A 15,171-nucleotide genomic window follows, 5' to 3' on the forward strand; every position below is an offset into this window, starting at 1 on the left:
TGACCCGGGTACGGAAACGGCCCGCACGCTGGTGCGGGCCGTTCGGGATGTGGAGCTGAGGGGAATCGAACCCCTGACCCCCGCCTTGCAAAGGCGGTGCTCTACCAATTGAGCTACAGCCCCGGACGCGGGCAGTGGGCCGCCCGCGCGAGGATCAGTTCTGGGAAGCGCCCGCCGGCTTGGCGGGGGTGGTGCCGTTGGTGGAGGGAACCGGAGCGGTCGCCTCGCGCCAAAGGTCGGCCTCGGCCTTGGCCGCCTTGTTGCGCTTGACGACGAACAGGACGCCGCCCGCGATGACCGCGAGTGCCAGCAGCTTCTTCACCGAAGCCCCCTTCTCAGCTTGCTTCCCTTACCCCGCGATGTTACTGCACCCGGCCGGAGCGAGTGGCAGGCACTGGTGGTTCCACGTGGAACCACTGGTAACGCACGTCACACACACCGGGAAATACCGGACCGGTCCGTCCTGTTGTAGGTAGTGGTCGGTGTGCCCACCGTGTCCCCCGGGCCTCACCTCATCGCCTCCGCGGAGTTCCGTCAGGCTGGAGCCGCGATGCGCCACTCGCCGAGAGGCGACCGTGCGGCGCGCCGACCGTGTTCGCTCAGCCCTGCCGGCCTTCTCTTCCCGGCAGGGCTGACCTGTGAGGTGGCTCAGAGCCCGTTGACCCGTTCGATGAGCTCGTCGCGGTACTCCTGCGCCGCCCGGAACTCCGGTTCGTCGCCGGTCGCCCGCTTCAACGCGCCCTCCAGGATCTTCAGCCCTTGGCGTTCGTCGCCGCGCGCATCGGCCTGCCTCGCGGCGTTTTCCATGGCTTTGGCGAGCTTGGTCCGCGCCTCGGGTTCCTTGCCGGCCTTGTGAATCCGGATCCAGTTGCCACCCGGATCGACGACGGTGAACCCGGTGTACCGGTCGTTGCGCAGCCGCGGCCGGGTCATCCGCGGAATGCCGGAGACGAGCAGCTTCCCGTGCACGGACCGCATTCCCGCCGCGAAGGCCTCGAACAGCTCACTGGTGTCCGCCACGATGACCAGGCAGGTGCTGTACGACTGCGCCGGGTCGTAGCCGTCCATCCCGAAGAAGTGCAGATTGATGTCTTCCCGCCGCACCGCGACGTGCGGATTCGGCCGCGTCTGCCGATAGGTGATCTCGAAGCCGAGCATCTCGTAGAACGACGCGATCTCGTCGATGGAAGGACAAGGTAGGAGCGGAATGGTCAGTTCGTTCGCCATTGCCTGAAGCTAAGCCCGGACCTGGCGAAACGACACCGAGCTATTTGCTGGTGCGAACAACGTGGTGGCTCCACCCAGGTCATGAAAGCCCGCCTGGCCAAGGAACTTGACCGGTACCTGATCCGGCCGAAGGACCTCAAGGTCAGCGGCAAGACGCTCAAGGGCTATCGCATCGACGGCGACGGCGGGCTTGCCGACGCCTGGAGCCGCTACCTCCCGCCCGGCGCGCCGGGTCGCGTCGGGCCCGGCCTTCCTGCTGGACGACGTCGCGGCTGAGTGGCGGCCTGGGGACGTGACAACGGACGCTGGCGGAGCCGTAGGGCCGAGAGATGTAGTCAGACAGTTAGTCAGGCCGACAGCAAAAAGCCCGGCTCACAATGGATGTAAACCGGGCTTTGACTTGCGTGGGCCTACCAGGACTTGAACCTGGGACCTCTTCGTTATCAGCGAAGCGCTCTAACCGCCTGAGCTATAGGCCCTTGAACGAGGAGAACTTTACAGGACCCCCGAAGGGGCCCTGCAACCGGGTCACTCTCGTTCGGACAAGGTGACCTCCAGGCCTCCGGCCAGGTCGGCCGAGACGTTGTAGATGAACGCGCTGACCGTGGCCAGGGCCGAGACCAGGACGATGTTGATCGCGCCCAGGATGGCTGCGATGCCGAACACTCGGCCGGCGCTGATCAGGGGTTCGGCTGAGGCGTTGGCTCCCTCGCCGCCCACCAGGGACGAATATGTTCCGTTCAGCTTGTCCCAGACACCCATGCCGTCCAGCACCGTGTACAGGACTCCGACCGCCACCAGCCAGACGAAGAACATCGCCACGCCCAGTACCAGGGACAGCTTCAGCACCGACCACGGGTCGAACCGCTTGACCTGCAGCGACGCCCGGCGGGGGCCGCGGCCTGGGCGGCGCAACGCGCTCGGGCGGGCTCGTTGCGTCGAGGCCGGGGGGACCTCCGCGCCCGGGGGTGGGGTTTCCGGGGCTCCGCCGAAGAGGCGGGGGGCCGCGCTGCCCGTCACCACCGGGCGTTCGGCGGCGACGGGCTGCGTTTCGCCGGCCAAAGGCTCGTCCGTGGCCAGCTTGACCGTTGCTTCGGCGTCGCCTTCCTTGTCGACCCGCTGCCAGGGCGGGCTGGCCGGCGTTCCGTTCGAACCCGCTGCCTCGGGATTCTCGGTCGGTGTCACGAAGAGTCAGTCCTTACCCGTGCCGTGGGGCGCTGTCCGTTGCTGTGAACTTACTGCTCCGACGGCGCCGTCGTCTCGTCAGCCGCTTCCGGCGCTTCGGGAGCGTCACCATTGGCGACGTCCGAGGGCTCGTCCGCGTTGCGTGCGACGGCGAGAAGAGTGGTTCCTTCGCCGAGATTCATCAGCCGGACCCCCTTCGTCTGCCGTCCTGCCTTGCGCACGTCGCCCGCCGGTGTGCGGATCACGCCGCCGCTCGAGGTGATCGCGTACAGCTCGTCCTCGGCGTCGACGATCAGTGCTCCCACCAGCCTGCCACGTTTCCGGTCGTGCTGGATGGTGAGCACGCCCTTGCCGCCGCGGCCCTGGACCGGGTAGTCCTCGATGGCCGTGCGCTTGGCGTACCCGCCGTCGGTGGCGACAAGCAGGAACTTGCCCTCCTTGACCACACTGATACCGAGCAGCTCGTCGCCGTCGTTGAAGCGCATGCCCATCACGCCGGACGTCGGGCGGCCCATCGGCCGCAGTGCCTCGTCGGTCGCGTGGAAGCGGATCGACTGGCCTTCCGCCGACACCAGCAGCAGGTCGTCCTCGGCCGCCGCCAGCACCGCGCCGACCAGCTCGTCGCCTTCGCGCAGGTTGATCGCGATGAGGCCGCCGGAGCGGTTGGAGTCGAAGTCCGTCAGCTTGGTCTTCTTCACCAGGCCGCGCTTGGTGGCGAGCACCAGGTACGGCGCGACCTCGTAGTTCTTGATCTCGATGACCTGGGCGATCTGCTCGTCGGGCTGGAACGCCATCAGGTTCGCCACGTGCTGGCCGCGCGCGTTGCGGTTGGCCTCGGGCAGCTCGTACGCCTTGGTGCGGTACACCCGGCCCTTGTTCGTGAAGAACAGGATCCAGTCGTGGGTCGAGCAGACGAAGAAGTGCTGGACGATGTCGTCCTGCTTCAGCGTCGCGCCCTGCACGCCCTTGCCGCCGCGCTTCTGCGACCGGTAGAGATCCGTTTTCGTCCGCTTGGCGTACCCCGTGCGGGTGATCGTGACGACGACGTCCTCGACCGCGATGAGCTCTTCGTCGCTGACGTCGCCGCCGAAGCCGACGATCTGCGTGCGCCGGTCGTCGCCGTACTTGTCGACGATCGCCATCAGCTCGTCGCGGATGATCGCGCGCTGCCGCTCGGGCTTCTCGAGGATGTCCTTGAGGTCGGCGATCTCGAGCTCGATCTCGGCCAGCTCGTCGATGATCCGCTGGCGCTCCAACGCCGCGAGGCGCCGCAGCTGCATGTCGAGGATCGCGACGGCCTGGATCTCGTCGATGTCGAGCAGCGTCATCAGGGCCGGCCGGGCCTCGTCCGCGGACGGCGACCGCCGGATCAGCGCGATGACCTCGTCGAGCGCGTCGAGCGCCTTGACCAGGCCACGCAGGATGTGGGCGCGTTCTTCCTTCTTCCGCAGCCGGAAGCGGGTCCGCCGGACGATGACGTCCATCTGGTGCTTCACGTAGTGGCGGATGATCTGGTCGAGCCGCAGCGTGCGCGGCACGCCGTCGACCAGCGCCAGCATGTTGACGCCGAAGTTCTGCTGCAACTGGGTGTGCTTGAACAGGTTGTTCAGCACGACCTTCGCGACCGCGTCCCGCTTGATCGTGATGACGATCCGCATGCCCGAGCGGCTGTTGGACTCGTCCGCGATGTCGGAGATGCCGGTGAGCTTGCCGTCGCGGACCAGGTTCGCGATGTTCTCCACCAGGTTGTCCGGGTTGACCTGGTACGGCAGCTCCGACACGACCAGGATCGTGCGGCCCTTCGCGTCTTCCTCGACCTCGACGACCGCGCGCATCCGGACCGAGCCGCGGCCGGTGCGGTAGGCGTCCTCGATGCCGGACGTGCCGAGGATCATCGCCTTGGTCGGGAAGTCCGGGCCCTTGATCCGGACGAGCAGCGCGGCCAGCAGCTCGTCGTCGGTGGCCTCCGGGTTCTCCAGCGCCCAGACGACGCCGTCGGAGACCTCGCGCAGGTTGTGCGGCGGGATGTTCGTCGCCATCCCGACCGCGATCCCGGAACCGCCGTTGACCAGCAGGTTCGGGAACCGCGACGGCAGGACGTCGGGCTCCTGCGTGCGGCCGTCGTAGTTGTCGGAGAAGTCGACGGTGTCTTCTTCGATGTCGGCCAGCATCTGCATGGCCAGCGGCGCGAGCCGGGACTCGGTGTACCGCATGGCGGCCGCCGGGTCGTTGCCCGGCGAGCCGAAGTTGCCCTGCCCGTCGATCAGCGGGTAGCGCATCGACCACGGCTGGGCGAGCCGCACCAGCGCGTCGTAGATCGCCGAGTCGCCGTGCGGGTGGTAGTTGCCCATGACGTCGCCGACGACGCGCGAGCACTTGTTGTACCCGCGGTCCGGCCGGAAGCCGGAGTCGAACATCGAGTACAGGACCCGCCGGTGCACCGGCTTGAGGCCGTCCCGGACGTCCGGCAGCGCGCGCGACACGATGACGCTCATCGCGTAGTCGATGTAGGAGCGCTGCATCTCCTGCTGGATGTCGACCGGCTCGATCCGGTCGTGGTCCGGAGCCGGCGGCAAGGTTTCCGTCATGAGGTCCTTCTCGGGTGCAGGGGCCTAGCGGGGCGAAGAACGGGGGACGCCTAGACGTCCAGGAAGCGCACGTCCTTGGCGTTGCGCGTGATGAACGAGCGGCGGGCCTCGACGTCCTCGCCCATCAGGACCGAGAACAGCTCGTCGGCCTGGGCGGCGTCGTCGAGGGTGACCTGGCCCAGCAGCCGGTTGGCCGGGTCCATCGTGGTCTCCCACAGCTCTTCGGCGTTCATCTCGCCGAGACCCTTGTAGCGCTGGATCGCGTCGTCCTTCGGGAGCCGCTTCCCGGCCTCGACGCCCGCCTGGATGACGGCGTCGCGCTCGCGGTCGGAGTAGGCGTACTCCGGCTCGGCCCGCGGCCACTTGATCTTGTACAGCGGCGGCCGCGAGAGGAAGACGTGGCCGTGCTCGATCAGCGGCGTCATAAACCGGAACAGCAGGGTGAGCAGCAGCGTCGTGATGTGCTGGCCGTCGACGTCGGCGTCGGCCATCAGGACGATCTTGTGGTAGCGCAGCTTCTGGATGTCGAACTCGTCGTGGATGCCGGTGCCGAGCGCGGTGATCAGCGACTGGACCTCGGTGTTCTTGAGGACGCGGTCGATCCGGGCCTTCTCGACGTTGATGATCTTGCCGCGGATCGGCAGGATCGCCTGGTACATCGAGTCCCGGCCCTCCTTGGCCGAGCCGCCGGCCGAGTCGCCCTCGACGATGTAGAGCTCGCACTCCGCCGGGTTGGTCGAGCGGCAGTCCTTGAGCTTGCCGGGCAGGCCGCCGATCTCCAGCGCGCCCTTGCGGCGGACCAGGTCACGCGCCTTGCGCGCGGCCATCCGGGCCTGCGCCGAGGAGATCGACTTGTTGATGATCGTCTTCGCCTCGGTGGGGTTGCGCTCGAACCAGTCCGCCAGCCATTCGTTCGACGTCTGCTGCACGAACGTCTTGGCCTCGCTGTTGCCCAGCTTGGTCTTGGTCTGGCCCTCGAACTGCGGCTCGGACAGCTTGATCGAGACGATCGCGGCGAGGCCCTCGCGCACGTCGTCACCGGTCAGGTTGGCGTCCTTCTCCTTGAGCAGCTTCTTGTCGCGCGCGTACGCGTTGACGACGCGGGTCAGCGCGGCGCGGAAGCCCTCTTCGTGGGTGCCGCCCTCGTGGGTGTTGATCGTGTTGGCGAAGGTGTACACCGACGGCGTGAAGCCGTTGTTCCACTGCATCGCGACCTCGACCTCGAGGCCGGTGCCCTTCGCGTCGAAGGAGATCACGCTGGAGTGGATCGGGTCCTTGCTGCCGTTGATGTGCTTGACGAAGTCCTCGAGCCCGCCCGGGTAGCAGTAGGTCTTCTCCTTGACCCGCGCGACCTTGCCCTCGGCGTCCGCCTCGGTCTCCTCGTCCGCGACGCGCTCGTCACGCAGGGACAGCGTCAGCCCCTTGTTGAGGAACGCCATCTCCTGGAGCCGGCGCGAGATGGTCTCGAAGTTGTAGGTCGTGGTCTCGAAGATGTTCCCGTCGGCCCAGAAGGTGATCGTGGTGCCGGTCTCGCTCGCCGGGCCGAGGTCCTCGAGCGGGCCGGGGATCTGGTCGGTGTACTCCTGGCGCCAGCTGCGGCCGCCGTACTTGACCTCGGCGAGCAGCTTCGTCGACAGCGCGTTCACCACCGAGACGCCGACGCCGTGCAGGCCGCCGGACACCGCGTAGGAGTCGCTGTCGAACTTGCCGCCCGCGTGGAGCACGGTGAGCACGACCTCGAGGGTCGGCTTCTGCTCCTTGGGGTGCATGTCGACCGGGATGCCGCGGCCGTCGTCGACGACGCGGACGCCGCCGTCGGCGAGGAGGGTAACCTCGACCTTGGTGGCGTACCCGGCCATCGCTTCGTCGACGGAGTTGTCGACGACCTCCTGGACGAGGTGGTGCAGCCCGCGTTCACCGGTGGAACCGATGTACATGCCGGGGCGCTTGCGGACCGCTTCGAGGCCTTCGAGCACCGTGATCGACGACGCGTTGTACTCGCTCTTGTTCTCGGTCACCGGCGTTGTTTCTCCTCGTCTCGCCCGAGCGGACACTCGCTCCTCTCCAGTGTACTTGGCCGCGTCCGCTGACATGCGGCAAGGACACCCCTGAACGCGTCACAGACGGACGAAATCGGTTCGAGCCGAGTCTTGACGTATCCCGGGAGGTCTGGATGCGTTCTCGGCCCACTCAACCGAGCATCGCGCAACCCGGGTCAGCCGTACGTGTCACGGGGGCCGCGGCCCGGCACGTGCCGAGGCCCCTTCCGCCAGCTCGGGGCGGTCGGGCCCTGGATCCGCATGCGCTTGACGACGCCGTTGCCGACCCCCGCCGCGATCTTGGCCAGCAGCTTTCCCTGCAGCAACCGGAGCTGGGTGGCCCACGCCGTCGAGCTGGCGCGGACGGTGAGCTCGCCGTCCTTCAGCGCGACCGGCTGGGCGTGCTCCGCGACGTCTTCGCCGACCAGCCGCGCCCACTGCGCGAAGACGCGGGCGCTCGTGACGCTCTCGTTCCAGCCGCGGTCCCGCATCAGCCGGGAGACCAGCTGGCCGAGCGGCTGCGGATCACGCGCGTCGGCGCCGGGGCCCGACCAGCGGCGACGCCGGGGGTTCTGCCCGCCGCCCGTCGCGGGCCGGCGGCGGCCGGGCGACGTGCCCCGCACCTTCGCCTTGGCCTTCGCGGCCTCGAGCGCCGCGTGCGCGAGGTCGCGTCCCGTCGTCGGGGTCTCGTTCGGCCCAACGGCGCCGTCACGCGCAGTATCGGCAAGAGGCTCAGAGCTACCGGCAGGCGTTTTGTGCCACCCATCTGGCCGCAAAGTCACGGGCAGCGATAACTCATTCACCGTGTTATCCACACTGTCCACAGGTTTGTCCCCAGATCGGGTGCGGTTTGTGCCGCCCGTCACCCGGGGTGGTCGTCGGTCGCCCTGCTCAGCCACGCGTGATCTCACCATCCGCCACCACGAACCGGCCGCCGGCCAGCTCCCCGGGCACGTCTTCGTCGACCGCGGCGGTCACCAGCACCTGCTCGGCGCTCGCGGCCACCTCGGCCAGCCGGGCCCGGCGCTTGCGGTCGAGCTCGGCGAACACGTCGTCGAGCAGCAGTACCGGCTCGCCCGCCTCCCCGCGCAGCAGCTCGTAGCTGCCGAGCCGGAGGGCGAGCGCGAACGACCACGACTCGCCGTGGCTCGCGTACCCCTTGGCCGGCGCTTGGCCCAGGACCAGCTCCAGCTCGTCCCGGTGCGGGCCGACCAGGCTGATACCGCGCTCGAGCTCCGCCTTGCGGGCTTCACCCAGCGCCTTGAGTAAGACGTCCTTCAGCACCTCGGGTTGCGCCCGCTCGCCATCCGGTACGCCGTACGTCTCCGGCAGCGCGTCACCCAGCGACGACTTGTACGAAATCTTCGCCGGCCGCGAGTCGGGCGCGACCCCCATGTACGCCGCCGCCGCGTACGGCCCGAGGTCCGCGACGAGGTTCAGGCGCGCGGCCAGCAACTCCGCGCCCGCCACCGAGAGGTGGTCGTCCCAGACCTCGAGGGTCGACAGCGCGTACGGGTCTTCGCGACCGGTACGGCGCTTCCCGGCCGTCTTGAGCAGGGCGTTCCGTTGCTTCAGCACCTTCTCGTAGTCTGCCCGGACCCCGGCGTACCGCGGCGCGCGCAGCACCAGGAGCTCGTCGAGGAACCGGCGCCGCTCGCTCGGGTCGCCGCGCACGAGCGCCAGGTCCTCCGGGGAGAACAGCACCGTGCGCAGGATCCCGAGCACGTCCCGCGGCCGGCCGACGGCACCGCGGTTCACCCGGGCGCGGTTCGCCCGGCCGGCGGTGATCTCGAGCTCGACGGTCAGCTCGCGGTCGTCGTTGACCACCGCGACCCGCACCAGCGCGCGCTCACAGCCGTGCCGGATCAGCGGCGCGTCCGTCGCGACACGGTGCGAGCCCAGCGTCGCGACGTAGCCGATCGCCTCCAGCAGGTTGGTCTTGCCGCGGCCGTTCTGGCCGACCAGCACGGTCGGCCCCGGTTCGAGGGCGAGATCGGCCTGCGGCCAGGAGCGGAAGTCGGTGACCTGCAGGTGTCGCAGATACACCAGTAACTCCCTACCCGCCGATCTTCTTCACGGCGTGCCCACCGAACTGGTTGCGCAGCGCGGCGACCGCGCGCATCGCGGCCGAGTGCTCCTGCCGCGAAGCGAACCGCGCGAACAGCGCGGCCGAGATGACCGGCGCCGGTACCGCGTTGTTGATCGCCTCTTCCAGCGTCCAGCGGCCTTCGCCCGAGTCCTCGACGTAGCCCTCGAGGTCGTCCAGCTCCGGGTCCTCGTCGAGCGCGCGCACGAGCAGGTCGAGCAGCCAGGACCGGACGACCGTGCCGCGCTGCCAGCCCTTGATCACCGCGGGCACGTCCTTGACGACCTTTGCGGCCTCGAGCAGCTCGAAGCCTTCGGCGAAGGCCTGCATCATGCCGTACTCGATGCCGTTGTGGATCATCTTCGCGTAGTGACCCGCGCCGACGTCGCCGGCGTGCGAGAAGCCCTCTTCGCGCGGGCCCTCCGGACGTAGCGCGTCGAAGATCGGCATCGCCTTCTCGACGTCGGCGGCCGCGCCGCCGACCATCAGGCCGTAGCCGTTGTCCTTGCCCCACACGCCACCGGACACACCGCAGTCGACGTAGCCGATGTCCTTCGCCGCCAGCAGCTCGGCGTTCAGCTTGTCGTCGGTGTACTTCGAGTTGCCGCCGTCGATCACCATGTCGCCCGCGGCGAGCAGGTTGCTCAGCTCGGTGACCGTCGCCCGGGTCGGCTCGCCGGCCGGGACCATGATCCAGACGATCCGCGGGCCGTCCAGTTTGGACACCAGGTCCTCGAGCGAGGTCGTGTCGCTGACGTCCGGGTTGCGGTCGTAGCCGACCACCTCGTGACCGGCCGCACGCAGCCGCTCACGCATGTTGAAGCCCATCTTGCCCAGGCCGATCAGACCGAGCTGAACCATCGGGATCCCCTTACGTGCTCAGGAGTTTGCGGGTCAGCCCGGGAGGCGGACCGGCATCAGGAGGTAGAGGTAGCCGGGGACGACGTTGCCCTCGGCGTCGGCGGGCTTGATGAGCGCGGGGCGGTTCGGCGTGGTGAACGTCAGCTCCGCCCGGTCGCTGTGGAGCGCGCCGAGACCGTCGACGAGGTAACCCGGGTTGAACGCGATCGTCACCGGCTCACCTTCGTACTCGACCTGAAGCTCCTCTTCGGCGCTTCCCTCGTCGTCGCCGCCCGCGGACAACCGCAGCGAGTTGTCCCCGAACTCCAGTCGTACCTGAGTCCCCCGCTCGGCCACCAGTGAAACGCGCTTGATGGACTCGGTGAGCGCCGACACGTCGATCACCGCGCGCGACGTGTGCGACGCCGGCAGCAGCTGCCGGTACGGCGGGAACTCCGCGTCGAGCAGGCGGGTCGTCGTGTAGCGCCCCGAACCGGACAGGCCGAGCAGGCCTTCACCGCTGGCGAGCGCGAGGCGGATCGTGGCACCGGAGGCGCCGAGCGTCTTGGCGGCCTCGGCGAGCGTGCGCGCGGGGACGAGCACCGCGGCGTCGGCCAGGCCCTCGGCCGGCTGCCAGGTGAACTCGCGCATGGCGAGCCGGAAGCGGTCGGTCGCGACCAGGGTCAGCGAGCTGCCGGAGATCTCCAGCCGCATGCCGGTGAGCATCGGGAGCGTGTCGTCCTTGCCCGCGGCGACGACGACCTGGGTGACGGCCTGGCCGAACGCGTCGCCGGCGAGCTCGCCGGCGAAGGCGGGCTGGGACGGCAGCTGCGGGTAGTCCTCGACCGGCATGGTCGGCAGGGAGAACCGCGCGCTGCCGCACGTGATGGTGGCGCGGGCGCCGTCGACGGAGATCTCGACCGGCTGCGCGGGCAGCGCCTTGGTGATGTCGGCCAGGAGACGGCCGGAGACGAGCAGGCGGCCGCCGTCCGCGATCGTCGCGGGGACCCCGACCGTGGCGGAGACCTCGTAGTCGAAGCCGGAGACCGTCAGCGCGTCGGTTTCGCCGTCCGAACCGGCGTCGAGGAGGACACCGCCCAGCACCGGCACCGGAGGCCGGGAGGGGAGGCTTCTGGCCACCCACGCGACGGCGTCGGCGAGCCCGTCACGCTCGACGCGGATCTTCATGCGCGCATCCTTTCGACGATCGAGCCCCGTTCGGGCTCGGGCCAGGCCACGTTCTCGCTGGGCAGAGACCGGCTGCCCCCTCCGGCCGGTCCGCCCTCCGCGTGAGCGGCCGGAGCGCGGACCAGGTGCAGGCGTCCACGTTAGGCCGTCGCGGGGGCCGCCGTCACCTCGGCCTCCCCTTGACTTTGTCGACATGACGACTCGATCTCGCGGCTGTCCCCAACTTCGTCCTCCGCCTGTTTTTGTTTTGTTCTCTCTTTCAAAAGATCTAAGGGCAGTAGCAGTAATAGGCGTTGTGGATTGTGTGGATCGAGCTCGTTCGCGCAGGTCGGACGGCTCGCGGGCGTGTGGAGAACCGTGGTGGCGGACCTGTGGGTAGTTCGGGCCGTCCGTGGATGGTTTCGGGCGACCCCGGATCCATCCACAGCTGTCCCCAGTTGTCCCCACGGTTGTCCCCAGGTGTGGGGCGATTTGTACCCAGGGTCTGGGGGTGCCGGACGGGGTCCGAACCCCTCTTCCGAGTGATCGGCTCCTCCTGTGCACATCATGTGGGCAACCTGTGGAATCAGCGTGGACAAGGGTGTGGATGCGCTGTGGATCGCCTGTGGGCGGGGTGTGGAGGGAATCCGGGTCTTCGCTGGTGGGAGATCCGTTGGCACTGTGGGCAATCCGCCCACACGGTGGGGAAAACCCCTTGTGTACAAACAATTTTCGCGAGTTTGGCGAAGCACGCGTACGCGCGCGAAGCAGCGAAGGCGCGTACACCTGCTTCGCGCCCCAGAGCGTCCAAAGACGACTGTGCCCGGAGACGACGAAGGGGCGTCCACATTGAGCGGACGCCCCGAAGTCGTTGGGAGGTAAGGGATGTGCTACTGGCGAGCGCGCTGCTTGATGCGCGAGGTGAGCTCCTGCACCTGGTCGTAGATGCGCCGGCGCTCGGCCATCTCCTTGCGGATCTTCTTGTCCGCGTGCATGACGGTCGTGTGGTCGCGGCCGCCGAACGTCTGCCCGATCTTCGGCAGCGACATGTCGGTGAGCTCGCGGCAGAGGTACATCGCGATCTGGCGGGCCGTGGCGAGCGCCTTCGTCTTGCCGGGGCCGCACAGGTCGTCGAGCGTGACGTCGAAGAACTCGGACGTGACGCCCATGATGGTCGGCGCGGTGATCTCCGGCGCGTGCGAGTCGGGGATCAGGTCGCGCAGCACGATCTCGGCGAGCGCGCTGTCCACCGGCTGCTGGTTCAGGGACGCGAACGCGGTGACGCGGATCAGCGCGCCTTCGAGCTCACGGATGTTCGCCTCGACGCGCGAAGCGATGAACTCGAGGACCTCGCCCGGCACCGCCAGCCTGTCCTGCGCCGCCTTCTTGCGGAGGATCGCGATGCGCGTCTCGAGCTCGGGCGGCTGGATGTCGGTGATCAGGCCCCACTCGAACCGCGTCCGCAGCCGGTCCTCCAGCGTTTCGAGGCGCTTCGGCGGGCGGTCGGAGCTGACCACGATCTGCTTGTTCGCGTTGTGGAGGGTGTTGAAGGTGTGGAAGAACTCTTCCTGCGTGCCTTCCTTGCCCTCCAGGAACTGGATGTCGTCGACGAGCAGGATGTCGATGTCGCGGTAGCGCCGCTGGAACGCGACCTTGCGGTCGTCGCGCAGCGAGTTGATGAAGTCGTTCGTGAACTCTTCGGTCGAGACGTACCGGACGCGCATGCCCGGGAAGAGCCGTTGCGCGTAGTGGCCGACCGCGTGCAGCAGGTGCGTCTTGCCGAGCCCGGACTCACCCCAGATGAAGAGCGGGTTGTACGCGCGGGCCGGCGCTTCGGCGACGGCGACCGCGGCCGCGTGCGCGAAGCGGTTGGACGCGCCGATGACGAAGGTGTCGAAGGTGTACTTCTCGTTCAGCTTCGTCTTCGACGTCTGCGGCTGCGCCGGCGCAGTGTACGGCTGGCCCGCGATCGGCTGGCCGGAGAACGTCGGCCAGATCTCGTGGACCGCGGCGAGGGCCTCGCCCTCTTCGTCGACTTCCTCGTCGGTGTCGTCGCCATCATCCGGCTTCGGCGCGACGGCCTGGTGCGCCGGCATCGGCATCGGGGGCATCGGCTGCGCCGGTTCGGGCCGCGGCGGCGGCATCATCGGGGCGCCGTTGGCCGGCATCGGCGGAGCGGGTTCGGGGCCCGCGCCGTTTTCCACCCGGCCGGGTGACGGCACGTAGCGGGGCGCGGGGGCCGGGGCGACGGCTTCGGCGCTGTCGACCTTGACCGCGAGGGAGATGGCGCGGCCGAGCCGCCGGGACAGCGCGTCGGTGATCGCGCCGCGCAGCCCGCGTTCGATCGCTTCCTTCGCGAAGTCGCTGGGCGCTGCCAGTAGCGCCGTGCCGTCGAGCAGGCCGATCGGACGGGTCACGCGCATCCAGGCGCGCTGCTGGGGGGACAGGGTCCCGTCGGACAGTTCGCGTACCACCTGTTCCCAGATGACACCCAGATTGTGCTGGTGATCCGACACCTGTCTGGCTCCCCTCCCCTCGTCGGCGTGGACGGCCGAGCCGGCCCCGGAACTCCCCGGTCACTCCACCCGGCGATCACAGGAGACCTGTCCGCGCACCGGCACAGCGAATATCCACATAGTTGTCCACAGCTGTGCACTAATGTACGGCGACCCGCGGCGCCACCACCTGCGGGCTCGTCGTACGCCGGTGGGCACTCCACCACCCGGATACTCGTGCACCTCGACCGGTGACCCGAGAGAGGCACGCTAACAAGCCCCGCTCGCGGCCACAAGGCATCCTGGGCGGCCAGCATTTCACGGTGCACGGCCGGTTGCCATTCGGTGCCGCGGCGTCGAACTTCCCGGGCGTGCCGACCGGTCGCGTACCGTGGCCGAGGGGGTGCTTACCGGCCGCCCGACGGGGGTGCGTACCCTCGTAAGGTCTCCCGTATGCGACGGGTGCGTTTCGCGTGCCCACGTTGTCGTCGCTCGTCGTGACGAGGCCACACGTTGGTAGGAGACACCAGAGACTGCCGTGCGCCCGCACGACACGCCAGGCGACGGGGAGGAAATCCCCGCGTCCGACGCGACACACAGGAGAAGCAGTGAGCAAGGGTAAGCGCACCTTCCAGCCGAACAACCGCCGCCGCGCGAAGACCCACGGGTTCCGCCTGCGCATGCGGACCCGCGCCGGCCGGGCCATCCTGGCGGCCCGCCGTCGCAAGGGCCGCGCCGCGCTGTCCGCCTGATCGCACGATCGGGGCGCGCTGTGCTGCCGGCTGCCGCACGTCTGCGGCGGAGTGAGGATTTCCGCGTGGTTCTCCGTCGCGGGTCCCGGGCAGGCAGGCGCCGCCTCGTCGTCCACGCGCTGACCACGGACCCGTCCGCGGCCGCCGACACACTGTCGGCGGCCAGGGCGGGTTTTGTGGTGAGCAAGGCCGTCGGCAATTCGGTGGTCCGCCACCGCGTCAGCCGCCGGTTGCGTCATCTCGTTTCGGCCAGGCTCGGAACACTGCCCGCCGGCACTGCGTTGGTCGTACGGGCATTGCCGCCGTCGTCGACCGCGTCCAGCGCCGAGCTCGGGTCCGACCTCGACGCCGCGCTGCGTCGGCTGGGGCTTCTGTCGTCGCGCCGTCCGGCCGGGGATGTCCCCCGCCCGACGCGTCCCGCGGACGCGACCCCCGACCACGGATCAGCGGTGTGACAGGCATGCGAGCCACCCCCGAGCACGACTCAGCGCACGACCACGACCACGGAACCGAGCCCCCGCGGCCCGGCCCGGTCGCCTGGGTCCTGCTGCTCCCGATCAAGCTCTACCGCAAGGCGATTTCGCCCTTCCTCCCGCCGGCCTGCCGGTTCTACCCGAGCTGCAGCGCATACGCAGTCGAAGCCCTCACCCGGCACGGCGCCGGACGCGGCTCCTACCTCGCGCTGCGCCGGCTGCTGCGCTGCGGCCCCTGGACGCCACCCGGCCGCGACCCCGTGCCCGAGACGTTCTCGTGGCGACACCGCAGACCTGAAACACCGATCGAGGAGTAGCA

Annotated in this window: 14 protein-coding genes and 2 tRNA genes; 4 read left to right on the forward strand and 12 right to left on the reverse strand. The window is 69.0% G+C overall.

From position 1 onward, the window contains the following. Positions 1–50 precede the first annotated feature (50 nt). The 3 genes from ACWED2_RS11380 to ACWED2_RS11390 all read right to left on the reverse strand — a co-directional run bounded on the left by ACWED2_RS11380 (position 51) and on the right by ACWED2_RS11390 (position 1,227). Positions 51–123, reverse strand: a tRNA-Ala gene (locus ACWED2_RS11380). A 31-nt stretch (positions 124–154) separates the two neighbouring features. After that, the gene (locus ACWED2_RS11385) at positions 155–322 is read right to left on the reverse strand and encodes a DLW-39 family protein (protein ID WP_285987514.1); all 168 of its coding nucleotides are present in this window, start codon (positions 320–322) and stop codon (positions 155–157) included. A gap of 326 nt (positions 323–648) precedes the next feature. Further along, the gene (locus ACWED2_RS11390) at positions 649–1,227 is read right to left on the reverse strand and encodes a hypothetical protein (RefSeq protein ID WP_449690331.1); all 579 of its coding nucleotides are present in this window, start codon (positions 1,225–1,227) and stop codon (positions 649–651) included. A gap of 42 nt (positions 1,228–1,269) precedes the next feature. Here ACWED2_RS11390 and ACWED2_RS11395 point away from each other — a divergent pair, with 42 nt between their 5' ends. After that, positions 1,270–1,503 carry a DUF3631 domain-containing protein gene (locus ACWED2_RS11395; protein ID WP_449690378.1) on the forward strand — a complete coding sequence of 78 codons (234 nt, stop codon included), beginning with the start codon at positions 1,270–1,272 and terminating at the stop codon, positions 1,501–1,503. A 129-nt stretch (positions 1,504–1,632) separates the two neighbouring features. Here ACWED2_RS11395 and ACWED2_RS11400 read toward each other — a convergent pair. The 9 genes from ACWED2_RS11400 to dnaA all read right to left on the reverse strand — a co-directional run bounded on the left by ACWED2_RS11400 (position 1,633) and on the right by dnaA (position 13,648). Then, positions 1,633–1,706, reverse strand: a tRNA-Ile gene (locus tag ACWED2_RS11400). 49 nt (positions 1,707–1,755) lie between these two features. Further along, complete coding sequence (locus ACWED2_RS11405) at positions 1,756–2,412, reverse strand: DUF3566 domain-containing protein (RefSeq protein ID WP_449690332.1); 657 nt, start codon at positions 2,410–2,412, stop codon at positions 1,756–1,758. Between the two features lie 50 nt (positions 2,413–2,462). Then, entirely contained in the window at positions 2,463–5,000 is a 2,538-nt protein-coding gene (gene gyrA / locus ACWED2_RS11410; protein ID WP_449690333.1) for a DNA gyrase subunit A, read from the reverse strand. A 50-nt stretch (positions 5,001–5,050) separates the two neighbouring features. Further along, a complete protein-coding gene (gene gyrB / locus ACWED2_RS11415) occupies positions 5,051–7,018 on the reverse strand; it encodes a DNA topoisomerase (ATP-hydrolyzing) subunit B (RefSeq protein ID WP_449690334.1) in 1,968 nt (655 codons plus the stop codon). 197 nt (positions 7,019–7,215) lie between these two features. Beyond that, positions 7,216–7,821 (reverse strand): DciA family protein, encoded by a 606-nt coding sequence (locus ACWED2_RS11420; RefSeq protein ID WP_449690335.1) that lies wholly within the window; start codon positions 7,819–7,821, stop codon positions 7,216–7,218. Between the two features lie 109 nt (positions 7,822–7,930). Beyond that, positions 7,931–9,085: a DNA replication/repair protein RecF gene (recF, locus tag ACWED2_RS11425; RefSeq protein WP_449690336.1), complete on the reverse strand. Its 1,155-nt coding sequence runs from the start codon at positions 9,083–9,085 to the stop codon at positions 7,931–7,933. Positions 9,086–9,095: 10 nt separating this feature from the next. Then, positions 9,096–9,986: a phosphogluconate dehydrogenase (NAD(+)-dependent, decarboxylating) gene (gene gnd, locus ACWED2_RS11430; RefSeq protein WP_449690337.1), complete on the reverse strand. Its 891-nt coding sequence runs from the start codon at positions 9,984–9,986 to the stop codon at positions 9,096–9,098. 33 nt (positions 9,987–10,019) lie between these two features. Then, a complete protein-coding gene (gene dnaN, locus ACWED2_RS11435) occupies positions 10,020–11,153 on the reverse strand; it encodes a DNA polymerase III subunit beta (RefSeq protein ID WP_086850712.1) in 1,134 nt (377 codons plus the stop codon). 869 nt (positions 11,154–12,022) lie between these two features. Continuing rightward, positions 12,023–13,648, reverse strand: coding sequence for a chromosomal replication initiator protein DnaA (gene dnaA, locus ACWED2_RS11440; protein WP_449690338.1), 1,626 nt, complete (start codon positions 13,646–13,648; stop codon positions 12,023–12,025). A gap of 587 nt (positions 13,649–14,235) precedes the next feature. On the opposite strand from dnaA, the gene rpmH reads away from it, so the two are divergent. From rpmH to yidD, 3 genes are read left to right on the forward strand one after another with little or no spacing between them, the layout of a single operon-like run. After that, positions 14,236–14,379 carry a 50S ribosomal protein L34 gene (gene rpmH / locus ACWED2_RS11445; protein ID WP_043787046.1) on the forward strand — a complete coding sequence of 48 codons (144 nt, stop codon included), beginning with the start codon at positions 14,236–14,238 and terminating at the stop codon, positions 14,377–14,379. Between the two features lie 20 nt (positions 14,380–14,399). Further along, on the forward strand, positions 14,400–14,834 hold the full coding sequence (gene rnpA, locus ACWED2_RS11450; RefSeq protein WP_449690339.1) for a ribonuclease P protein component: 435 nt from the start codon (positions 14,400–14,402) through the stop codon (positions 14,832–14,834). Between the two features lie 5 nt (positions 14,835–14,839). Then, complete coding sequence (yidD, locus tag ACWED2_RS11455) at positions 14,840–15,169, forward strand: membrane protein insertion efficiency factor YidD (protein WP_449690340.1); 330 nt, start codon at positions 14,840–14,842, stop codon at positions 15,167–15,169. The last annotated feature ends 2 nt before the right edge of the window (positions 15,170–15,171 follow it).

The organism is Amycolatopsis sp. NPDC005003 (assembly GCF_053600695.1).